18 protein-coding genes are annotated in these 23,897 nt (G+C 39.3%); 11 read left to right on the top strand and 7 right to left on the bottom strand.

The genetic code is table 11. The features are described from left to right. Window positions 1-21 precede the first annotated feature (21 nt). From porV to KSK37_RS07890, 3 genes are all read left to right on the top strand, one after another. On the top strand, window positions 22-1,137 hold the full coding sequence (gene porV, locus KSK37_RS07900; protein ID WP_088359865.1) for a type IX secretion system outer membrane channel protein PorV: 1,116 nt from the start codon (window positions 22-24) through the stop codon (window positions 1,135-1,137). Between the two features lie 246 nt (window positions 1,138-1,383). Next, complete coding sequence (locus KSK37_RS07895) at window positions 1,384-2,157, top strand: T9SS type A sorting domain-containing protein (protein ID WP_217200644.1); 774 nt, start codon at window positions 1,384-1,386, stop codon at window positions 2,155-2,157. 139 nt (window positions 2,158-2,296) lie between these two features. Beyond that, window positions 2,297-4,558: an FUSC family protein gene (locus KSK37_RS07890; protein ID WP_217200642.1), complete on the top strand. Its 2,262-nt coding sequence runs from the start codon at window positions 2,297-2,299 to the stop codon at window positions 4,556-4,558. Here KSK37_RS07890 and KSK37_RS07885 read toward each other — a convergent pair. Both KSK37_RS07885 and KSK37_RS07880 read right to left on the bottom strand, forming a co-directional pair. After that, a complete protein-coding gene (locus tag KSK37_RS07885; protein ID WP_217200640.1) occupies window positions 4,534-5,145 on the bottom strand; it encodes a 4'-phosphopantetheinyl transferase family protein in 612 nt (203 codons plus the stop codon). The genes KSK37_RS07890 and KSK37_RS07885 overlap by 25 nt on opposite strands. Before the next feature lie 85 nt (window positions 5,146-5,230). After that, the gene (locus KSK37_RS07880; RefSeq protein WP_217200639.1) at window positions 5,231-6,508 is read right to left on the bottom strand and encodes a DUF2130 domain-containing protein; all 1,278 of its coding nucleotides are present in this window, start codon (window positions 6,506-6,508) and stop codon (window positions 5,231-5,233) included. 229 nt (window positions 6,509-6,737) lie between these two features. Between KSK37_RS07880 and ahcY the strand changes: the two genes are divergently transcribed. Beyond that, window positions 6,738-8,051, top strand: coding sequence for an adenosylhomocysteinase (ahcY, locus tag KSK37_RS07875; RefSeq protein WP_217200637.1), 1,314 nt, complete (start codon window positions 6,738-6,740; stop codon window positions 8,049-8,051). Window positions 8,052-8,118: 67 nt separating this feature from the next. On the opposite strand, the gene KSK37_RS07870 is transcribed toward ahcY, so the two are convergent. Then, a complete protein-coding gene (locus tag KSK37_RS07870) occupies window positions 8,119-9,846 on the bottom strand; it encodes a tetratricopeptide repeat protein (RefSeq protein ID WP_217200635.1) in 1,728 nt (575 codons plus the stop codon). Between the two features lie 687 nt (window positions 9,847-10,533). Here KSK37_RS07870 and KSK37_RS07865 point away from each other — a divergent pair. From KSK37_RS07865 to KSK37_RS07840, 6 genes are all read left to right on the top strand, one after another. After that, the gene (locus KSK37_RS07865) at window positions 10,534-11,343 is read left to right on the top strand and encodes a hypothetical protein (RefSeq protein WP_217200633.1); all 810 of its coding nucleotides are present in this window, start codon (window positions 10,534-10,536) and stop codon (window positions 11,341-11,343) included. Between the two features lie 8 nt (window positions 11,344-11,351). After that, window positions 11,352-12,194 (top strand): hypothetical protein, encoded by an 843-nt coding sequence (locus KSK37_RS07860; protein WP_217200631.1) that lies wholly within the window; start codon window positions 11,352-11,354, stop codon window positions 12,192-12,194. A gap of 2 nt (window positions 12,195-12,196) precedes the next feature. Beyond that, complete coding sequence (locus KSK37_RS07855; protein ID WP_217200629.1) at window positions 12,197-13,003, top strand: hypothetical protein; 807 nt, start codon at window positions 12,197-12,199, stop codon at window positions 13,001-13,003. 194 nt (window positions 13,004-13,197) lie between these two features. After that, window positions 13,198-14,364 (top strand): iron-containing alcohol dehydrogenase, encoded by a 1,167-nt coding sequence (locus tag KSK37_RS07850; protein WP_217200626.1) that lies wholly within the window; start codon window positions 13,198-13,200, stop codon window positions 14,362-14,364. Window positions 14,365-14,494: 130 nt separating this feature from the next. Continuing rightward, window positions 14,495-15,151 (top strand): GDSL-type esterase/lipase family protein, encoded by a 657-nt coding sequence (locus tag KSK37_RS07845; protein WP_217200624.1) that lies wholly within the window; start codon window positions 14,495-14,497, stop codon window positions 15,149-15,151. Window positions 15,152-15,155: 4 nt separating this feature from the next. Further along, window positions 15,156-15,602: a hemerythrin domain-containing protein gene (locus KSK37_RS07840; RefSeq protein WP_217200622.1), complete on the top strand. Its 447-nt coding sequence runs from the start codon at window positions 15,156-15,158 to the stop codon at window positions 15,600-15,602. 40 nt (window positions 15,603-15,642) lie between these two features. Here the strand turns inward: KSK37_RS07840 and KSK37_RS07835 are convergent, their stop codons facing one another. Continuing rightward, entirely contained in the window at window positions 15,643-16,995 is a 1,353-nt protein-coding gene (locus tag KSK37_RS07835) for a DEAD/DEAH box helicase (RefSeq protein WP_217200620.1), read from the bottom strand. Between the two features lie 162 nt (window positions 16,996-17,157). Between KSK37_RS07835 and KSK37_RS07830 the strand changes: the two genes are divergently transcribed. Beyond that, on the top strand, window positions 17,158-19,314 hold the full coding sequence (locus KSK37_RS07830; protein ID WP_217200617.1) for an outer membrane beta-barrel family protein: 2,157 nt from the start codon (window positions 17,158-17,160) through the stop codon (window positions 19,312-19,314). 40 nt (window positions 19,315-19,354) lie between these two features. On the opposite strand, the gene guaA is transcribed toward KSK37_RS07830, so the two are convergent. From guaA to purH, 3 genes are all read right to left on the bottom strand, one after another. Further along, on the bottom strand, window positions 19,355-20,884 hold the full coding sequence (gene guaA / locus KSK37_RS07825; protein WP_217200615.1) for a glutamine-hydrolyzing GMP synthase: 1,530 nt from the start codon (window positions 20,882-20,884) through the stop codon (window positions 19,355-19,357). A gap of 126 nt (window positions 20,885-21,010) precedes the next feature. Next, window positions 21,011-22,249, bottom strand: coding sequence for a phosphoribosylamine--glycine ligase (purD, locus tag KSK37_RS07820; RefSeq protein WP_217200613.1), 1,239 nt, complete (start codon window positions 22,247-22,249; stop codon window positions 21,011-21,013). A 126-nt stretch (window positions 22,250-22,375) separates the two neighbouring features. Beyond that, window positions 22,376-23,893, bottom strand: coding sequence for a bifunctional phosphoribosylaminoimidazolecarboxamide formyltransferase/IMP cyclohydrolase (gene purH, locus KSK37_RS07815; protein WP_217200611.1), 1,518 nt, complete (start codon window positions 23,891-23,893; stop codon window positions 22,376-22,378). Window positions 23,894-23,897 lie beyond the last annotated feature (4 nt).

Below are 23,897 nucleotides of genomic sequence, written 5' to 3'. Positions count from 1 at the left end.
TAAACGATAAATAACGACTTTATGAAATTGACTAAAAAACTATTTTTAGGATTAGGACTAGGAATGAGTGTGGCGGCTTATTCGCAGATCGTCCTTACCGGTGCTCCGTTTCTGAGAATTTCCCCTGATGCAAGAGCCGGCGGAATGGGAGATCAGGGTGTAGCAACCACAACTGATGCTTTTTCCCAGTTCTGGAACGCGGCTAAATATCCTTTCAGCAAAACTACTTCTGCAATTGGTGTTAATTATACTCCTTATATGAGCAAGTTAACCAATGACGTATTTTTACTTTATGGTGCTTATCATCAGTTTTTAGGTGAGGAAGAAAGAGCTACTATTTCTGCCAGTGTTTACTATTTCAATATGGGAGCTGTAGATCTTACAAAATTGGTAGGGACAGAGGTTGTTCAGGAGGGTACTGCAAAACCTAACGAATTTTCCATCGATTTGGCTTATGGACTAAAACTTACAGACACTTATTCAATGGCGGTTACCGGTAGATTTATCCGCTCCGATCTGTCGGGAGGCTTTAACTCCGATAATACTTTGAAACCAGCAAATTCTTTTGCAGTAGATGTTTCCGGCTATTTTCAGTCTGAAAAACACGCAAGCATCAATGATTTCGAAGGACGCGCAAAAGCAGGTTTCGCAATTCAGAACTTAGGACCGAGATTAGATTATACCGGCGATGACGAATCAAGATCTTATCTTCCTACCATGGCAAGATTGGGTGCAGGTTACGATCTTTTCGTAGATGATTTAAACCGGGTTGGAGTTAATTTTGAAGCTTCAAAACTTTTGGTTCCGGGACCCGATAAAACCGGCAACGTACCGAATGTAGGCGTTATCGCAGGCATCGGAAAATCTTTCAGCAACCCTCAAAGCATTATGTTCAGCGGCGCTGTAGAATATGAATATGATAACGCATTCGCTTTAAGAGGCGGTTATTTCCATGAAAGCGAGCAACAGGGAGCAAGACAGTATGCCACGGTTGGTGTTGGTTTAAAATACCAGTCTTTCGGTCTGGATATGTCTTACCTGATCAACACATCCAAAGTAAATTCAGCATTGGACAATACACTAAGATTCGGTCTTACCTGGAATATCGGGGAAGAATCTTCGAACTCAGATTATTAAGAATATTTAATTATAAATACTCAAAGCCTCAAGAAATTGAGGCTTTTTTATTGAATGTATTTGAATATGCTTTACGGAAGAAATCCGCTTCTTCAATAAACTTATATTCATGGAAATCACTTAAAAGAGAAAAAGCCATAGAATCCCGTATTTTAAACGGTATTTCAGTATTTAATATTCAAAAAATTTTTATAAACAGGATAAAATCCTTAATCTTGCAGCCCTTTAATATTAAATTATATGATTATGAAGAAAATTCTATGTTCTTTAGCATTGGCAGGCTTAAGTTTTGCATCTGCACAAATTTCTGTTACCGAATCTTTTGAAAGCACGCCAGATATTACTAAAGGTTTCACTGTTGATGGTTTTTTCAGTTCCGGCACCCCTTCTGGCTGCACTGGGAAAGCATTGTCCAAAAACTTCTGGAGTGCAAGCTCTAATACTAAGAACACAATTATTTATACCTCAAACAGCTCTAACGGCGGAAAACTTAATATTACCTTCAAATACAAACATCCTCGCCTTGGGACAACTGCAACGGTAGACGGTATTCTTAAAGTAGAATATTCAGTAGATAACGGCGTTTATCAGCTGCTGGAAACTTTCGATCTTAAAACTAATGAGCAGTTTTGCCAAACGTATACAAAAAGCATAGAACAGGACATCGTTCCTGCAGGCAAAAATTTTAAATTAAAAATTACCGGGACTTATGTAAGCGGAGATTTTTACATTGTGGTAGATGAACTGGCAATTTCCCAATCTGCACCGACACTGGCTGTAAACAGCGCTTCTAAAAATCAGATCTCTGTTTATCCTAATCCGGTTCAGGATTTTATTCATCTTACGGATTCTAAAAATGTGGTAAAAATAGTGATTACAGATATCAGTGGTAAAATGGTGAAATCTGTTAATAAGCCATCAGTTTCAATAGATGTTTCAAAATTAAAATCGGGAAATTATATTGCAAATTTTATTTTTGCAGACGGAACACAGCAATCCCATAAAATCATTAAAAAATAATCCTGCTGTTGAACTTTAACTATTAAGCACTACTGATCACAAATCGCTTAGACAGAATTATTAAATTATTTAATAAAAATTCATTAAAGCCTCAAGAAATTGGGGCTTTAATCTTAGAATAAACCCTTAAATTTGTGACATGAACTATGCCGCACAATTTAAAAAATTCACCACCAGCCAATACATTTTCTCGGCAGTTCGTATTACCTTGGCAATTGTAGTTCCCAGCATTATTTTGGCACATTTCGGTCTGCTGAAAGAATATTTTCTTTTTCCTCTGGCAACCAGTTTTGTGGGACTTACCGATCAGCCCGGCCCTTTTACCCGCCGTCGCAATTCGCTTATTTTGGCAATCATCTGCTTTTTTACCGTCTCGGTTGTTGCGACGTTTTTAAAAGATTTTCCGCCCGTCATATTTTTTGAAATTATTTTTTTCGGGATATTTTTCTCCATGATTGGCGTTTATGGACAAAGGCTTGCGGCAGTAGGTTCGCTTTCCCTGGTCGTGATGGCCATTTTCATCGACGGCCACCTCAGCGGCGGAAATCTCGTTAAAAATTCCCTTATTTTTTTGGGTGGCTCTGTGTGTTACCTGCTTGTTTTCCTCGTTGTGTCAAAGATTCAGCCTTATAAACTGGCCGGACAGATGATCGGTGAAAACTATCTGGAGCTTGCGGAATATCTTAAAATCAAATCCAAATTCTACCTTAATGAACCGGATTTTCAGGCTCTATACTCAGAAGTTATTGCCCAGCAGGTAAAAATAAAAAATTTACAGGAAGACACCCGGGAAACGGTTTTCAAAACGAGAAAAATCGTCAATGAATCCACAACTACGAGCCGTCTGCTGATGCTGATGTTTCTGAACTCGCTTGATCTTCACGAAAAACTCATGACTTCGGAAAGCGATTACATGAAAATTCAGGAAAGCTTTGGGGATACGGGTTTCCTGCAGTCGGTGAGCGATTATTTAGCCAAACTTGCAGAGGAACTCAGCAATATTGGCATTGGGCTGCAAAGCGGAACGAAAGCTAAATCTTTAAGAAATATCGATGATGAACTCGACATGCTTTTTGAGGAATATTTCGATCTTCGCAACCAAAAACTGAATCCGGACACGCTGGAAAACTTCATGATTATGAGGCTGATTCTGGTAAGAGTTGCCGATATTACCGATGAAGTAAAGACCATCTACAAAGTCTTCACTCAGGATCTGAAACTCGCAAAAAGTCTTTCCACAGGTTTGGATTTTGACAAGTTCGTTACCAACGATGAGAAACTGAACATCAATGTATTACTGAACAACATCTCTCTGAAATCAAGTCATTTCCGGCATTCCATCCGGATTACCCTGGCTTTGCTTATCGGTTATCTGATCTCGAAATTCAATTTCCTGGGAATCGGACACTCGTACTGGATATTGATAACGGTTCTCGCTATTCTGAAACCCGCCTACTCTACCACCAAACACCGAAACCTCCTGCGGCTGTTCGGCACCATTGCCGGCGCAATTCTGGCTTACGGCATACTTTACCTGGTAGCGAGTAATACTGTTCTTTTCGCGATGCTTCTGATGAGCATGATTCTCTGTTTCACCTTTCTGAAGGCAAACTATTTCTGGGCGGTATTTTTTATGACGATTTATATTTTCTTAACCTTTAATTTCCTGAATCCCGGCAACGTCAACATGATTTTTGTCGACCGTATTTTAGATACAGCCATTGGCGGCGCCGTAGCATTTGCGGTTTCCTACTTTGTTCTGCCCGTTTGGGAACATACCCATAATGTGGATTTCATGAAGAAATCGTCAAAAAGTAACCTGAGATATTTCAAAGCTGCTATGGATTTTTTTAAAGACCAAAGCATCGGTATTCAGGATTATAAGCTTAAAAGAAAAGATGCGATCATTAATTTGGCCAACCTTTCCGATAATTTCCAGCGGATGATTTCGGATCCGAAAAATCAACAGAAAAAAATGGAACTCGTACAGCAGTTCGTGAATACCGGTCACCTGATTACGGCTTATATTGCGTCATTTTCTCAGTACTCCAAATCCGCAAAAGACTATCCGGAAATTGATTTCGACAGCTGGAACCGTAAAATATCAGCCGAGTTACTGAGAACCAGTTTAATTTTGGAACAGAAAAAATTTAACCGGAATATTGTAGAAGAAAGCAATTTAAAACCGGAAGATTCCATTGGGAAACTGTTAGAGAAAAGGAAAAGAGAAATTACTGAAAATGAAATTTCCAACCGCCGCGATCCGAACAGAATTACCCGCTTAACTGAGCTGAAAAACTTAAGAGAAATTCTGGAACTCATTTACGATGTGGCCAAAGAACAGCGGAAAGGCGCAGAAAAATTGGAGCCCGAAGCTCAGTCGACAACCGTTAAACAATAGTTTTCAAAAAATTCGACACGGGCTTTATACAAGTCTGAAACATTGTCATCATGAACCCTGCACATGATATTAAATGGAAAATCAAGACTGAAAGGTTTTACTTCGTAATGTTTCTTCAGCGACCAGTAATTAGAGTGGTGAATTTTATATAAACTTTCCTTCAGCGACCAAATGACCGTGAGGTAAGCGGTTTCTTTCTTTTTTTCGATGAATCCGGCTTCCTCCTCATGCAGAAATTTATGCTTAATTCTAAGAATCTTCGGATTAAAAGGTTCAATATCGATTCCTACTTTATTTTTAGAAATCGCCAAAGCCGCGTATGGAAATGAATGCGTAATGGAAATCTCAAAATCATTCGGAAAAAGATAAGGTTCCCTTTCGTTATACAGAATTTTGTGGCCGGGCAGAACCGATTTCAGAATTTTTCTCACCAGAAGAAGCTCCTTCAGCTTGGTGGGGTGATATTCTTTAATTCTGTCATAATTCTCTTCTTCAAGCAAAACTTCCGGATCCAGCACTTCCTTCTCATCATACTTCCAAAGAAGAATGGTAGCGTTATCATCCGAAAAATCGCGGTAAAGTGGCATATTTAAAATGCAGATTTTTAGTCGTCTGCGGACAAAATTACTAATTATTTAAACACCGGAATATTCTGACAAACCTGAAATAGATTTATATGGAGTCGTTTTTCAGGTCCTCAAATTTTGCAGTCATTGTAGGGTTGCCACGCGTAAGTTTTTTAATCGTGAGATCTTCCGCTTTGTTGTTTGCCAAACGAAGGTTGTTTTCCGAGGACAGCAGCGCGTCTTTGGTCTTCTGAAGATGATCAATTGTTTTGTCGATCTCATCAATGGCAGTTTTGAACTTGCGGCTTGCTAACTCATAATTTTTCGCAAAACCTTCTTTGAATTTGTTGATGTTATCCTCGAAATTCGTGATATCAACATTTTGGTTTTTTATCATATTAAGTTCTGCTTTGAATTTCATTGAATTCAGTGCAGCGTTTCGTAGAAGCGTAATAATGGGGATGAAAAACTGAGGCCGGATGATATACATTTTATTGTATTTGTGAGAAACATCAACGATTCCTCCATTGTAGAGCTCGTTTTCCGCTTCCAGGAGTGTAACGAGAACTGCATATTCGCATTTTTTCTCTGTACGGTCTTTGTCCAGTTCTTTTATAAAATCTTCATTTCTCTTTTTGGTTGCCGTTTCGTCGCCTTCATTTTTCATTTCAAACATGATGGAAATGATTTCGTTCCCTTCGTCGTCTGTTTCGCGATAAATATAATCTCCCTTGCTGCCTGATCTTGAATCGTTGTCTTTTTCGAAATAAGCCTTCTGAAAAGCGGTAGCACGTATCTTGTTGAATTCGGTCTCGCAGTGCTGTTCCAGTGTTTCGCCAATCATCTTGGTGGACAGTTTGAGCTTCATATCCTTTCGCAGGGCAATTTCTTCATCTTTAAATCTGATGATTTCATCTTTGGACCTGAGTTCGGCTGAAAACTTTTCCTTCAGAGAATTTGCCAGTAATTGCTTTTCATTTTCTTTATTTTTCAACTCGTACGCCAGCTCGTCCCGTTCTTTTTCTATTTTCTGTAAAGCTTCTGTGACGGTGAGTTTTTTCTCAATTTCGGCATTTTCAATTTTCGATTTCATTTTCGCGATCTCGGCTTCTTTCCTTGCCAGATGCTCCGCCAGATCACAGTCATTTTTTGCTTTCAGCTCTACCAGTTCCTGATCCTTTTTCGCAAGATCTTCCTGTAAAGAAAATCGGACATTCGCTTCAGCAAGCTTTACTGCACTTTCCTTTTCCTTTTCGGCAAGATGCAGTCTGCTTTGTATTTCTTCCTCAAACTGATGATCGCGAACCTGTTTCAGGATATCGGCAAAACCGGCTTCATCAATCTTAAAAGCTTTTTGACAGTTGGGGCAAATAATTTCGTTCATAGGATTTAAACTTTGAGATATTTAATGAGAAACTCAAATATACAAAGAGCAAATGAAAGGAAAAAAAGGGGAACCGTAAAGCGGAAAGCTAAATACGCTCCGAAAATTTTCATTTTTTACTCAGAAAAAAAATCAGGGAACGCTTTCATCAGGCAGCCCGGAAAGCATCAGGAAAGCTTTTTGACATTCAGAATAAAATTGCGTAATTTTGCAAAAATTTTTCAATTAAATGGACACAACAACACAATACGTTCCTTACAAAGTAAAGGACATCTCCCTTGCCGAATGGGGCAGAAAAGAAATAAATCTGGCCGAAGCGGAAATGCCGGGTTTAATGGCAATCCGTGAAGAATACGGGCCGTCTCAACCTTTGAAGGGAGCAAGAATTGCCGGTTGTCTTCACATGACAATTCAGACGGCGGTTCTTATTGAAACTTTGGTGGCACTTGGAGCTGATGTTACCTGGTCTTCATGTAATATTTTCTCTACTCAGGATCACGCTGCTGCTGCTATTGCTGCTGCCGGAATTCCGGTGTATGCATGGAAAGGAATGAATGAAGAAGAATTCGAATGGTGTATCGAGCAAACCGTATTTTTCGGTGAAAACAGAAAACCTCTGAATCTGATTCTGGATGACGGTGGCGATTTAACCAATTTGGTTTTCGACAAATATCCTGAATTAACAGCCGGTATTAAAGGACTTTCAGAAGAAACAACAACCGGTGTTCACCGTTTATACGAAAGAATGGCCAACGGTACTTTGGTAATGCCTGCAATTAACGTTAACGATTCGGTAACCAAATCTAAATTCGATAACAAATACGGTTGTAGAGAATCTGCGGTAGATGCCATCAGAAGAGCTACAGATATCATGTTAGCAGGTAAAAGAGTGGTTGTTTGCGGATACGGAGATGTAGGAAAAGGTACGGCAGCTTCTTTCAGAGGTGCCGGTTCTATTGTTACGGTAACTGAGGTTGATCCAATCTGTGCGCTTCAGGCAGCAATGGAAGGTTACGAAGTAAAAAGACTGGATTCAGTGGTTGAAAATGCTGACATCATCATTACCACGACAGGTAACTTCAATATTGTAAAAGCCGGTGACTTCAAAAAAATGAAAGATAAGACCATCGTATGTAACATCGGTCACTTCGATAACGAAATCGATATGGCATGGTTAAACGAAAACTACGGCGATACTAAATACGAAGTAAAACCACAGGTTGATGTTTACAATATCGACGGTAAAGAAATTATTATTCTTGCAGAAGGCCGTTTGGTGAACCTTGGATGCGCAACAGGACACCCGAGTTTCGTAATGAGTAATTCATTCAGCAACCAGACTTTGGCTCAGATCGAACTGTGGACCAACGCTGCAGCTTACAAAAACGAAGTATATACTTTGCCTAAACATCTTGATGAGAAAGTAGCGGCTTTACACCTTAAAAAATTAGGAGTAGAACTGGAAACGCTTTCACCTGAACAGGCTAAATATATCGGTGTGGAAGTGGAAGGACCGTTCAAACCTGAATATTACAGATACTAAGCATCAATAATTAGTAATTAGCAATATAAGAAACGCTTTGGAGAAATTCCGAAGCGTTTTTTTAGTTTTAAGATTCCGAGAAAACAATTGTAAAAAGCTGGTCATATTTATCACCAAGCTTCCGCTTCAGACGCTGCCGTGATTTTTTCACAGCATCCTGAGTAATGCCGAGAAGTCCTGAAATTTCTGAAGTGCTGAAACCCATTTTCTGCAGGAGAATGATCCGTAAATTCGCAGTGGTAATTTCAGGAAACTCAGTTTTCAGCGTTTGGTAAAATTCCGGATATTCTTTCTGAAATTCACGGCGGAACATAAGCCAATTCTCTTCGGTCATTAGATGCGACTGCAAAAGATCATGAAGCTTCCCTTTTTCGTCTTCAATATATGAGGACGTGGAATTTTTTATTTCTTCAATTTCCGTATTCAACTGCTGAATCCGGTTATTTTTATTTCTCAGATATTCTACCTGAGCCTGAAGCGTCTCATGAGCTTCTGAAAGCTTTCTTTCGTATCCTGCTTTTTCCTTTTCGTGATCGGCAATTTTTATATCATACATCACCTGCCGTTTTTTCTCTTTTCGCTTACCTTTAATATAAACCACGACTGCAATAAGCATCAGAAATCCCGCGAGACCTACTGCCAGTTTTTTCATCGAGGATTCCCGGCGGAGTTCATCTTCGGTTTTCCGGATGTTCTGAAGGTATTTGGTTTTCTGCGCCATCAGATTCGCATTACTTAAAGGAAGATCACCGTCAGTTTTTTTCAGGGAATCTTCCAGCACTGTAATTCTTCTTCTTGCTTCCAGTTCTTCACCCGATCTGCTCTGTTTGCTGTAAATCTCTAATTTCAGTTTCAAAATTTCCAGTTCGGAAGTTTTAAAATAAGGTTTTGAAGCGGCGGTTTTTTCTGCTTTACCGATGGCCGCTTCTGCCTCTTTAAGATTATTGTCTTTGAGTTGAAATCTGGCTAAAAGTGTATTGGCAAACATCGAATTCTGATCTGCTTTATACTGCTCAGAAATTTCAATATCCTTTTTCACCAGTTGTATGGCAGACTCATAATTACCTTTTGCTTCTTCAATTAAAGCTAAATTTCCAAGTGTTTTTGCATACCTTATCTGGTCTCCAATCTTTTCCGACATTACTGATGCCTGGTCGAAATAGTTTTGGGCATTATTGATATCCTGCAAATCATAGTAATACAGCCCGATATTATCTAATATTTCGGCATACTCGCTGGTATTTGGTGTTGAGGTTTGCCTCGCTTTTTTTAAGTAATTAATCGCTTCCTCATTGTCTCCGATGGTTCCCATATAATAACCAATGGTTTTAAAAGACTTGCCTGGAAATAGAATTTTACCGGCTTCCATTTGCTCAATTTCTGCGGCAGCATTCATAATAAGCGGCAATGCACGGGTCATCTCACGAAATTTGTAAAGATATCTCGCGTAATTAATCTGAGTCCAGATTTGCAGCGGTAATTTTTTTGATTTTTCGGCATCATTGACTGACTGCGTAAAGTAAAACTCACTTTTTTTATTAAGTCCGTCAAACGCCTCTGCATAACCGTTGGCAAGCAACGCATGATACAGAATGTGATGCTCTTTCGCTTTGCTTAAGATCAGAGGTTTCAGATGGCGTTTCAGTGCAGCGGTATCCTGATTGAAGCCGGTTTTCTGACTGATTATATTTTCCCATCCATGCACGTCATTTTTTAATGCATTCAGATGAATCTGCGCAAAAAAATTCTGTGGAAATGAAACTGAAAAGAGGAAAAGAAAATAGAGTTTTTTCATTCACTTCATTTGAAAAAAAATTAATTAAACATCATTTTTCGTGTTAAACTGATAATTTGTGAAAAATACTAAAAATAAAGAGATCATCAAATAAAAACCGCTGAGAAAAGTATGTTAATCCTAAAAGTAATATACTAAAAACAATATTTTAAATGTATTTTTTGTTAATCTCTGAATAAACCAAAACAATATCTCTAGCAATTTTGAAACTAAATCTGCAGTCTGCATCATCTTTAAGTATCTCATTTTAAGACATATAAATAACACCAAAACATCTGTCCCCTATTTGTCCCCCATTTGTCCCCCGCTCTGTTTTGGCTTTTAAATAAACAGCATGTATTTTTGCCACCCTTAACAACGGAGCACCAAAGTCAAAAACCGACTCATAACACAAATGCTGGAAAGAAGATAATGCTCCGAATTAATCCTCCTCAGTCCTAAACCAGCTGAGGAGTTTTTATAAAAATCGCAGTCTTTTAAAGGGCAGAGCAGCTTTCCGTTCACCGGAAATCTCTAATGTAAACTTATATTTTTAACATACCTATCAGGATAAATTTTTTATAAAAAATTCCTATATGATTTTTATAGGTCGCTAAAAAAGAGGGTTAAAACACCGTATTTTAATGGGTGATTTAACCATAGGTAAGTTTATGTTTTAAGGTATATTTGTTTAACACAAAACACACAATGATGAAAATTAAATTATTACCAGGATTCCTGGTAGCTTTTGCGTTATGCCAGGCACAGGTCGGCATAGGCAATAATGTTACCACGTTTGATGATTCCGAAGTGCTTAAAATCGTTTCTTCGGATAAGGGAGTTCTTCTTCCGAATGTCTCCATTCCAAGCCTTACCAATGCCGCGCCGGTTAACAGTCCTGCAAATTCCCTGATCGTTTACAATACCAATACTACGACGGGAAAAGGTTTTTACTATTGGTTGAATAATCAGTGGAATCCTTTTCTAAACACTACCAATATTTACAAATATCTGGGGATTGTACGTTCACAGAGCAGTATTTCAACTTCCGGAATTAATGACGACTCTCCGATCACCGGGGTTTCTTATAATTTGGGGGAAGCGCCATCAGCCCATGATTGGCAGCTAATTCCAGGACTTACCCAAACCATTTCTCTGTTTTCACCTCAAAACGCTGTTTCTGTATCAGGAAGCGGAATTGTTCAGGTTAATTCTCTGGCCTCAGAAAACACATTTATGTCTTATTCCGTTGCATTATTTGTGGATTCAAAACTCACAGGGGTACGGAATTTTCTGATTAATGGAAACGAAGCGTGTTTATACAATGACTTCAATGTGTACTTTAATGTAAGTAATTTAAGTACCGGAAATCATGTGCTTGAATTAAGGGAAACTTTAAGAGTAACTGAAGTTACCACCCAAAGCATCACCTTTGGCTCGAAACATTCTGCCTGCAGCAACCTCAGCTCTCTGATGGACAAGTCCATGATGAATGTTCAGATCTCAGAAAAACCCTAAACACAAACATGATGAAAAATTTATATTTCCTTCTGCTTATTACAAGCAGCATTACCCTGTTCGCACAGGTTGGAATCAATACTTTAGCTCCTAATCCTTCAGCAAGTCTCGATATCCGCTCAGCTAACAAAGGGGTAAGTTTCCCGAAAACTTCATTATTGAGCAGAAATGATGTTGTAACCGTTCCCAATCCCAAAGAATCTTTAATTGTGTATAATACGAACAATGCAATTTCGGGAAAAGAGGGCTATTACTTCTGGGACGGCACCAAATGGGATTACTTTTTCACTGATATCAATCAGTCCAATTTACTCAATCAGGTTAAATATTATTCAACGACATCCACTACCGCTTACAGCTTCACCAGAAATTCGCCTAATCAGTTTCTGGGATATACTGCACATGCAAGCGGAGAAGTATTAGATCCTTTCCAATGGACGGTGATTTCAGCGCTAACAAAGACCATCGTTATTGACCGGCCTCAAAACGAAGCATTAATGAATATTAATGGAATGTATCAGGCCAACAACGGAGCAGCTAACAATACGGGCGGCATTACTTCCACCATCGGTTTTTTTATTGACGACTTACTCATTGATGTGAAACCTATGTATCTGGATTTCCAGTCACTTTGCTCCTACCGCCAATTCATGATTTACGGGATGGCAAAAAACCTGTCCGTAGGAAATCATACCGTGAAATTTGCGATCAGAAACATCGCAGCTCCCAATATTACCGGGCTTACCGTGACCTACGGAGGTCCGAACACCAGCTCATCCTGTAACTCATTAACAGGCTTTGAATCAGCAATCAGCAGTACTATTTTCATTAACCAACCTTATGTATTTTAATCATGAAAACAAAGCTTACCTTACTTATATTTTCCCTGCTACTTTCCGGATTATCAAAATCTCAGGTGTTAATAGCTACGAATACGGCTCTAGCCACAGCGCCCGACCATAGCGCTGTACTACAGGTTGCAGATGACAAAAGAGGGCTGCTGCTGCCTCAGGTTGCCTTGCTAAATCCCACCGACATAGTGACGGTTCCGACACCTGTACAGGGATTACTGGTTAACAATACCAACTCCCAGAAAACAAATTTCTGGGCCGCAGGACAATGGAACCGAAATTTCCAGATTGCTGACGGTGCAGCCATTATCAAACAGACAGGGAATTTTTCAGGAAGTTCTTCAGGAAGTACTTCTGTAAATACATTTCCAGCCACAATGCCACTTTTCAATTTAAACGATCCTACAACCGGCTGGACAAACCTGAACGCGTCCTCTACGATTACCATTACAAAAACTTCAAATACCAATTACATTGTTACGGAAGGCATGGTGCAGATCAATAATGACACGGCTACGAATCAGGAGTTTCAGTTTGCAATCGGCGTATTTGTAAACGGACAGTTGAAGCTCGCCAGTAAATATACCGCGATAGGCAAAAACTTTGTCTGCAACTGGAGAAAGTTTAATTTATCCGGTGTATTCAATGACTTACCGGTCGGTACTCATACTGTATCCATTTATGGCAGGAATTTACCGCAGGTCACAGCAGGTTACAACTCAATCACCTATGGCGGAAATACAACAAACTGCACAAATATTAACAATGATATGGCCAGAATTTTCGTTACGGCTCAGGTTACTCAGTAATCTAATCGTTTTACATTTATTTAAAAAAAACCGCGACACAAATGATGAAATCATAATAAACACAAATGATGTTTTTTTTTACTCCTCAGCCTTTATTGTCTGAGGAGTTTTTTATGGTGATCATTGATAAATTTTATCATGTCTTTAACAGATAAGCCTTTGATGATTCCGTAAATTTGTAAAAAATATTTACAATGCTCAATTTTGAATTTAAAAATCCAACTAAAATAATTTTCGGAAAAGGTGAAATCGCAAAACTGGAAAAGGAAGTTCCGAAAGATGCGAAAATTTTAATGCTGTACGGTGGAGGAAGTATTAGGAAAAACGGAATCTATGAACAGGTAAAAACAGCGCTTAAAGATTTTGAGGTAGAAGAATTCGGCGGAATCCCCGCTAACCCTGAATATGAAGTTCTTCTCGAAGCATTAAAAATCATCAGAGAAAAAAACATTACTTTCCTGCTGGCAGTTGGCGGCGGATCTGTCATCGACGGCACCAAATTTCTTTCCGCTGCTGCCAATTATGAAGGAGAGGATAAATGGGAAATCCTTACCAAACCGGTAAGAACTTTTGAAGGAGAAGGAATGCCGTTCGCCACCGTTTTAACAATGCCTGCAACCGGCTCCGAAATGAATTCAGGTTATGTTGTTTCGCGTCGCGCTACCAATGAAAAACTGTCTACCGGCGGACCCGGTCTTTTTCCGCTTTTCTCCATCTTAGATCCGGAAGTCATCCGTTCCATTCCAAAAAAGCAGATTGCCAACGGAATTGCTGACGCTTACACCCACGTGCTGGAACAGTATATGACCTTCCCTACTTCGGCAACCCTTCAGGAAAGATTCATGGAAAGTATTCTGCAGACTTTGCAGGAAGTTGCTCCAAAAGTTTTAGCCGATGATTTCGATTATGAGGCCGCAGGAAATTTCATGTGGTGCTGTACAATGGCGCTGAACGGTCTGATTCAGAAAGGAGTCGTTACCGACTGGGCAGTGCATGCAATGGGACACGAACTTACCGCCAACTTCGGTATTGATCATGCGAGAACTCTAGCAATTGTTGCGCCTTCTCACTACCGTTACTATTTCGAAAATAAAAAAGGAAAACTCGCGCAGTACGCTGAAAGAGTTTGGAATATCACCGAAGGCACCACAGAAGAGAAAGCTACAAAAGGAATTGAAAAACTGGAGGAATTTTTCCACAGTCTGGATATTAAAACCAAACTATCTGAATATACAGAAGAATATGCCGGAACCGCTGAAAAAGTAGAGAAAGCATTTACCGAAAGAAAATGGCTGGGGTTAGGCGAACATAAAAAACTTACGCCTCAGGACGCTTATAAAATTATAGAAATGAGTTATTAAATTTTCTTTGAGTAAATGTTCTGTCACAGCAATTCCGTGACCGTTCAAAATACCCAGTCAACAAAATAAATCAGAACCGGTTCTAATGAATCGGTTTTTTTAATGTAATTTTAAGTCAAAATCTGTATTCATGAGAAAAATATTTTCTGCTCTTATTCTTTTTTTAATGCTGGTAGGAATCAGTGCACAGAACAAGCCCGCTTTTTGGGATGACATTCAGCATTTTAAACAGTTAAACAAAGAAAATCCGCCTCCGAAAAATGCTGTTCTTCTGGTGGGAAGTTCCTCCTTCACGATGTGGAAAGATGTTGATGCATATTTTCCTGAAAAAGTCATCGTGAACCGCGGTTTTGGAGGTTCGAGTCTGTATGACTTAAATTTTTATTCCGAAGAACTTTTAAAACCCTATTCTCCGAAACAGATTATTATTTACTGTGGTGAAAACGATTTTGCCGGAAATGAAAAACTGAAACCGAGAGAAGTGTTCAACCGTTTTAAACATTTTTATGCCGAAATCCGTAAATATTATCCTGAGGTTCCGGTGGCTTATGTTTCAATCAAACTTTCACCAAGCCGCGAAAACCTTTGGCCTAAGTTTATTGAAACGAATTCCCTTATCAGGAAATTCATGGAAAGGAAAGAAAATGCAGAATACATCGACATTACCAAAGCCATGAACGGTCCGGACGGAAAGATCCGTAAAGATCTTTTTCTCGAAGACATGCTTCATATGAAACCCGAAGGTTATCAGATCTGGAAAAAAGTAATGGAACCCTATTTAAAATAAAACGATGAAAAGACATGAAGCTTTAGTACAGCTCAGCAGAGATCATCACTTCGGTTTGCTGCTTTGCTGGAAATTAAAAGAAGGTTTAAAAAAAGACGTTTCCGTAGAAAGAATGTCGAAATACATTAACCTCTTCTATCACCAAAACCTTAAGCCCCATTTTGCCGAAGAGGAGGAAACCATTTTTCTTATTTTAGGAAATTCTCATCCTCTGATTAAAGAAGCGATTTCACAACACCGCGAATTTGAAAAAATGATCACAGATGGCTTTGAAACTCCTGAACAGATCAAGATTTTCCGTGATTTGCTCGAACTTCACATCCGGACAGAAGAAAGACAGATTTTCCCTGTAATTGAAGAGAAAGCAACAGAAGAACAGTTGCAAAACCTCTTAAAACAGAACTATCCGGAACTGAAAGAACCGGAATATGAGGATTTGTTCTGGAAATAAAAATATAAGTTTTCACAAAAAAATTCCCGGAGATCCGGGATTATTTTTTTTTCTTCGCTTTAGATTTGGCTTTGGCCTGCCCGCGGTTCGAAGGCTTCGTTTTTGGCGGATTTCTTTTCGTAGGACCGCCCCAGTTTTCCTTCTTGTTTTTGTCCTTTTTCTCATGGAATGCGCCGCCACCTTCTTCAAGTTTTACGGTGTGGGCATTTTTCATCACGATTTCTTCTTTCTCTGAAGCAATTTTTACCGGATTCACTTTTACCTCTTTAGGGAAATCCTGCAGTTTTAATTCCTTGTTCATCAAAAGCTCAATATCGAGCAAAAGTATTTCTTCTTTTTTGGTCACTAATGAAACCGCAATTCCGTTTTTATCGGCACGGCCGGTTCTTCCGATCCTGTGGATATACTGTTCGGGAACTTCCGGAATTTCAAAATTGATGACGTGAGTAATGTCCGAAATATCGAGACCTCTCGCCATAATATCAGTGGTGATCAGACCTCTCAGCTTTTGGCTTTCGAAGCTTCTCATCGCGTTAAGACGGTAATTCTGAGACTTATTGGAATGAATCACATCAAACTCATCCGGGAAAAGTTCGTCAATCTTTGTAAAAAGATAATCCGCATTCTTTTTGTTATTACAGAAAATCAGCACTTTGGAAAAGTCAACGTCTGATTTCAGTAAATGTTCAAGGAGGTTTATTTTGGTATTGAAATTTTCCACTTTAAAAGCAACCTGCTCAATTTTCTCCAAAGGAGTTCCTGATTTTGCCAACGAGATCTCCACCGGGCCCGCAAAATACTCTTCAAGCACCGCATCTACCGCTTCGGTCATCGTTGCAGAAAAAAGAATATTCTGTCTTTTCTCCTTCATCATGGTAAAAATATTCGCCAACTGCATTTTGAAACCCAGGTTCAGCATTTCATCAAATTCGTCAACGATGAGTTTCTGCACTTCTTTCAAAGAAATTGCATTATCGATCGCCAAATCCATGATCCGTCCCGGCGTTCCTACCAGGATATCACAACCGTCATTAAACATCAGTTTTTGAGTCTTGATATTTACTCCACCGTAAATTCCGACTACTCTCGCAGTAATATTCTGGGTAAGATTTTTCACAATTTCTGTCACCTGAACCACCAGTTCTCTGGTAGGAACAAGAATAACAACAGTAGGATTTCCGTTTTTATTGTATTTCCAGCTTTTCAAAACGGGCAGCAAGTAGGCTAATGTTTTTCCGGTTCCGGTTTGGGCAATTCCCATCACATCACGGCCTGAAAGTATCGGTTTCAGAGATTTCTCCTGAATCGGCGTGGGTTCAAATAAATTTTGATCGGCCAATACGTCGAGGATCTTTTCGGGCAGTTCGAAATCGGCAAAAGTGATTTTTTCCATTTTGCAAAGATAGTTTATTTCAGAAAACCGAAATCTAAAGTTGAAAATTCATCAGAAATACCTTTTTAAAAAGCGCATTATTCGCATTTGGTTTTAAATTAATAAAAAATAATGTAACAAAGACCCGGAAACCGTTGTCTTATTATGAGACTAAAAAAATTTATGAATAAAACGTTTACCGCCATCGCTTTTCTGCCTGTAATTCTCATTTCTGCACAGGTAAAAACGGACTCCACCAAAACCAGGAACATTGCCGAAGTAACAGTAATTGCTAAAAAACCAACCATAGAAAACAAGGCGGACAGAACCGTTTTTAATGTTGCCAACAGCTCGATACTGGCTGGAAATACGACCTGGGACATCCTTAGAATGACACCTCAGGTGAGCATGGACAGTAATGATAATCTGCTTGCCGAAGGAGAATCGGTAACGGTGTACATCAACGACAGAAAAACCGTTTTCAGAGGAAAGGAACTGAAAGATTACCTGAAGACCATCGCTGCGGACAATCTCATGAAAATTGAGGTAATTACAACACCTTCCGCGCGATACGAAGCTTCAGGACCTGTTATCAATATTGTTTTGAAAAAACTGGAAAATGAAGGGGTAAAAGGAAGCGTATCTTTAACCAACACTCAAAATACCAAAAACTCGCAATCGGCAAATTTTAATATTAATTATCACAAAAAGAATTTTACCGAAACCTTGACCGGAGGTTATAGCGATAACACCAGCGTGATGAAAAACGATAATGAAAATTTCATTTATCAGAACAGTGAGCTCACTAAAATCCATACAGAAAGTACGGAAATGGGAAAATCTCCTTCATTTTCTACTACTTCTGAGCTGGAATTGAATGACAAAAACAATATCGGTTTTATCTTCGAATATTCCCAGACAAAAAGGAACAGTTTTTCTGATGCATACGGTGAAACTTTTAACGAAAACATGCTGCAGAATTACTATGTGAAAAATCAAAATCTTACGGGTTTAAACCGAAATCTGGGAAGCAACCTCTTCTATAAATTTTACGATAAAGAAAAGAACAGAATTCTCGACCTGAATGCAGGAATTAATTACAGCTCGGTAACGGATACAAACAGCCATATTATTACTTCAAGTACAGCTATTATTCCCACCGGAATCCGTATTCTGGCAGATAATCAAAACCGGGATTATTATTTCAAGGCAGATTATTCACAGCCTTTGGGAAAATCCGGAAGTACAATCGAATTCGGTGGAAAAACCAATTTCAAAAACTATGTAATTCCCTATGATTCCTACAGACTTGATAACAGTAACTGGATAGAGGATTTATCCAAAAGCAATGATTTTCATTATCTGGAAAACCTGAACTCAGTTTATGCGAACTTCAGCAAAACATTCTTCAAAAAGCTGGAGACGAGAATCGGTTTGCGCTATGAATATATTTGGTTTAAAGTAAGACAGGATGTCGGCAACATCGAAAAAACGACTTCTTACGGAACGATTCTTCCCGATCTGCTTTTAAAATATCCGTTTTCCGACAATTATGTTTTGACGGCAACGTATAAGCACAATATCTGGAGGCCTTGGTATAGCGAAATGAATCCTTTTGAACTTCCTTTGGATAACGGAAACTATGTCAGAGGAAATATGGATTTAAAACCAAATCCCAATGACCGATACAGCCTGAAACTTGGGCTTTACAAGAAATATTTTGTTACGGCGAGTTACTGGTACAGCAATCAGGATTATTGGACGACTTACTTCAAAGATGGCGAAAAGACGATACAGATTGAAGAAAATTTCCCCGGAAATGTGATGAAATACGGTTTGAATTTCAATACCAATCAGGTCTTTTTGAAAAATAAACTGAATGTGAATCTCAGTGTAAATGTAAATTATACGGATAACAGCGATTTCAATGCAAAAAATGACTTGAAGGACGCGAAAGATTATTTTGCGAATTTCGGCGGGTCATCCAATATTTCTTATAACAATCTTTTCAATAAGAACATCAATATTAACGGGTGGTTTGGTCTGTTCAGCCAGAATTATGGCAATTCGTATGGTAATCAAATGAATTTTTTCCACAATATTTCCGTCACTAAAATTTTCCCAAAAACCAAGATGGAAGCAAGTTTACAGATGTACAACATTTTTAAAAGGCCAGTATTCGATGTGACGACTTACGCTCCGATCGGAACTTTCAGAAATTCAATGCAGGCCGACTGGTACGGATTTTCTCTGACGTTCATTAAGAGATTCGGAAACCAGAAAGTGAAAGAAAACACCAAAACCAATGTTGAAAAAGACAGCGGCGGAAGCAAGGACTAAAAAAAAATCCTTCTGAAAATTTCAGAAGGATTTTTTATTATTATTCCCACTCGATCGTTGCAGGCGGTTTGCTTGAAATATCATAGGCAATTCTGTTGATGCCTTTTACTTCGTTGATAATTCTGTTGGAAATATTCTCGAGAAATTCCCACGGAAATTTACTGAAAGTCGCCGTCATAAAATCGGTTGTATTTGCAGAACGGACTACAGCGGTATATTCATAAGTTCTCTCATCGCCCATTACTCCGACAGATTTCACAGGCAGCAACACTACGAAAGCCTGAGAAACAGTATCATATAACTTGTTTTTATACAGTTCTTCGATGAAAATATCGTCGGCCTCCTGAAGGATTTTCACTTTTTCTTCATCCACTTCACCTAAAATCCGGATTCCCAAACCTGGCCCAGGAAAAGGATGACGGTGCACCAAATGATGCGGAATACCCAATTCCTCTCCTACTTTTCTTACCTCATCTTTGAATAATTCTCTCAAAGGCTCCAGAAGTTCGAAATCCATTTCTTCAGGAAGTCCGCCCACATTGTGGTGTGATTTAATGACAGCTGAAGGACCTTTCACCGACTGGCTTTCGATCACATCCGGATAAATAGTGCCCTGGGCTAAAAATTTTGCGCCTTCAATTTTATGGGACTCTTCATCAAAAACCGCGACAAATTCATTTCCGATGATTTTTCTTTTTTCCTCAGGATCTGAAATACCTTTGAGTTTGGACAAAAACCGCTCCTTCGCATCAATAAGTTTGATTTTGAGATGGAAATGTTCACCGTAATTTTTCATCACTTTTTCGGCTTCATCTTTTCTCAGAAGTCCGGTATCTACAAAGATACACTGCAGCTGATCGCCGATTGCCTTATGAATTAAAACTGCCGCCACAGAAGAATCTACACCGCCGGAAAGACCGAGGATGACTTTCTGATCACCTACTTTTTCTTTGATTTCTGCGACGGTTTTATCAATATAATTGGTAAGTTTCCACTTTTTGGGAGCTTTACAGATGTTGAAAACAAAATTATCAATCATTCGGGATCCTTCTTCTGTATGAGAAACTTCAGGATGGAACTGAACGCAGTATATTTTTTTGGATTCATCGGAAATTGCAGAAATCACATCCGTTGTTCCGTTCACGGCGAAACCTTCGGGAACCGTTTCCACTTCATCGAAATGGCTCATCCAAACCGTTGAAAACCTGCTTACTCCGGAGAGCAGTGCGTTGGATTTCTGGATCTGAAGTTTTGCTTTTCCGTATTCGCCTTTTTGGCCTTTTTTTACTTTTCCGCCTAATAAATGGGTGGTAAGCTGCATCCCGTAACAAATTCCCAATACAGGAATTCCTTTTTCGAATAACGCCCGGTCAACCAAATGTGCATCTTCTGCGTTCACAGAACTTGGTCCGCCTGAAAGAATAATTCCGGAAGGATTTCTATCTAAAATTTCTTCTAAACCGGTATTGAATGGGAGAACTTCAGAATACACTCCGAGTTCCCGGATTCTTCTGGCGATAAGTTGGTTGTACTGAGACCCGAAATCGAGTATGATAATGCCGTTGTGCATGTATTTATTTCTTTTTTTACTTAAATTTTTATGATTTTTTTTCTTTCCGGCAGGTTTCTGAATTTTGGCTTCAGATTTACCCAGCCGTTTAACAAAAAAAGACGTGATGAATCACGCCTTTTTATTCTAGAATTTACCGATATCTTCTCTGTAAAATTCGTAATCGAAGTGAATGGTTTTAGCGTCTTCGTACACTTTTCTTCTGGCTTCGTCATAGGAATTGCCTGTGGCTACCAAACTTAACACCCGTCCGCCGGTTGTTAAAATACGGTCTCCGGCTGTTTTGGCTCCGGCAAAAAGCACTTGGCTATCTTTTACCTTATCCAGATTTTTTACCTCAAATCCTGTCTCAATTTTCCACGGATAACCGCCCGAACACATTACGAGGCAGACTGCTTTTTCGTCTTTGAATTTCAGATTGATTTCTTTGCCTTCAAGACAGTCCATAATCACATCATACAGCTGGTTTTCCATCAGTGGAAGGATAACCTGAGTTTCCGGATCTCCCATTCTCATGTTGTATTCGAGAAGGAAAGTTCCGTCGTTGGTTACCATTAATCCAAAGAAAATAAATCCTTTGAAATGGATGTTTGAAGCATTTAATCCCGCCAAAGTAGGTTTAAGAATATTGGCTTCAAAATCTCTGTAATGCTCGTCTGTAAATTCCGGACTTGGCGCTACACTTCCCATTCCGCCTGTATTAGGTCCTGTGTCACCGTTACCGGCTTTTTTATAATCTTTCACCGGAATGCACGGATAAAGATTTTTTCCGTTTGAAAACGCGATAATAGACGCTTCAAAACCTTTAAGATAGTCCTCGATCACCAACTGAATTCCAGCATCGCCATAAATCCTTTCGATCATAAACTGGTGAATAGTAGATTCAGCATCAGTAAGATTATCGGCAATCACCACGCCTTTTCCGCCCGCAAGTCCGCTGGCTTTAATAACGATGGGAAACTTCTGCTGTCTTACATAATCAATTGCGTCCTGATATGCATCGAAAACCACTGCTTTGGCGGTTTTGATATTATTGGTCTGCATGAATTTCTTAGAAAATGCCTTGCTTCCTTCCAGTTCGGCAGTCCTTTTGCGCGGACCGAAAATCTTCAGATCGTGTTTTTTAAACTCGTCCACTATTCCATCTACCAATGGAGCTTCCGGACCGACAATCGTAAGATCGATTCTTTCTTTAATGGCAAAATCTCTGAGACCTACTACACTGTCTTCGTATACATTCTGTCCCAATTTACTGGTGGTTGCGTTGCCTTTGGCAAAATACATTTTAGAAATTCTGCTGTCATCTTTCAGCTTTAAAGCGATTGCTGACTCCCTTCCGCCATTTCCTACGATTAATATTTTCATTTGTTTAGTTTATTTGTATCCTCAAAATTACTAATTTGAATGTGAATTTCAAATTTAGTTCTGAGAAAAGTTAATAATTAAAGTTAAAGTTAAGCACCTAAATCTGAACTCAATAATTTAAAAATATCAATGCAAAAAGTGACGCATTCCGGTGAACATCATTGGGATTCCGTGTTCGTTTGCGGCCTCTATACTTTCCTCGTCGCGCATGCTTCCGCCGGGTTGGATGATCGCTTTGATTCCTTCTTTTGCGCAGAAATCAACGACATCACGGAAAGGAAAAAATGCATCTGAAGCCAGAACCAGATCTCCCTGGAATTTTTCTTTCGCCCTTTCTACTGCGTGTTGCGTTGCCCAGATTCTGTTCACCTGTCCTCCGCCAATTCCTAACGCCTGAGTTCCGTTTGAAACAACGATCGCGTTTGATTTCACATATTTCACGACTCTTTGCGCAAATAAAAGTGCCTTTTCCTGTTCTGCCGAAGGTTTGAAAACAGTTACTGTTTCTATATTTTCTGAAAACCGGTTATCATTATCCTGCACCAATATTCCGCCATCGGTTTTTACCCACGTCTGTTGGTCCGAAACCGCATTTTTAATCTTGATGATTCTTAAATTTTTCTTTTTTCTCAAAATCTCCAAAGCTTCCTCATCGAAATCAGGAGCCATTACGATTTCCAGAAAAGTTTTATTGAGCTCTTCCGCTGTGGATGCATCCACTTTAAAATTCATTCCAATAATCCCGCCAAAAATAGAAACAGGATCGCATTCGAAGGTTTTTTTATAAGTTTCTAACGCCGAGCTTCCCACCGCAACACCACAGGGAGTAGAATGTTTTACCGCGCAGCACGCCATCTCGTTTTTGAATTCACTCACCACTTTCCAGCACAAATCCATATCCCGCAGATTATTGAATGACAGTTCCTTGCCGCCCAAAATCTCAAAATCTTTCATCGCACCATTATCTGTTGTGGAAACGTAATATGCCGCGGTCTGATGAGGATTTTCACCGTATCTGAGGTCCGAAACTTTTTTGTAAGAGGCATTTAAATACTGAGGATATTCTTCATCCAAAAGCATTCTGGAAATGGCGCCGTCGTAAGCAGAAGTTAAATTAAAGACTTTTCCGGCAAGTCTTTTTCTTGTTTCCATAGTCGTTTCACCAGTTTCTGCGATTTCTTTCTGAACTGCCGGGTAATCTTCTACATCGGTAATCACCGTCACCGAATTGAAATTTTTGGCTCCTGATCTCAACATCGATGGGCCGCCAATATCAATAAATTCCACTTTTTCGTCCAGAGAAATATCAGAATTTGCATTTTCGAAAAACGGATATAGGTTGACAATCACCATATCAATTAAACCGATTCCGTGTTCCTGAACGGTTCTCATGTGTTCTTCGCTGTTTCTTACCGCGAGCAGTCCGCCATGAACTTTTGGATGAAGCGTTTTTACACGTCCGTCCAACATTTCGGGAAAACCGGTCACTTCATCAATCTGAACCGGATGCAGACCGGCATCTTTCAAATGTTTGAAGGTTCCGCCTGTGGAAACCAGTTCATAATTTTTTTCCTCTAAAAACTTTGCAAAATCCACAAGTTCGGATTTATCGGAAACTGAGATCAGCGCTCTTTTTTTTGACATGTTC

This window comes from Kaistella soli (assembly GCF_019038595.1).
Taxonomy (GTDB): Bacteria; Bacteroidota; Bacteroidia; order Flavobacteriales; family Weeksellaceae; genus Kaistella; species Kaistella soli.
Note: the sequence above shows the minus strand (reverse complement) of the source record. Positions and strands in the feature narration are given on the sequence as shown.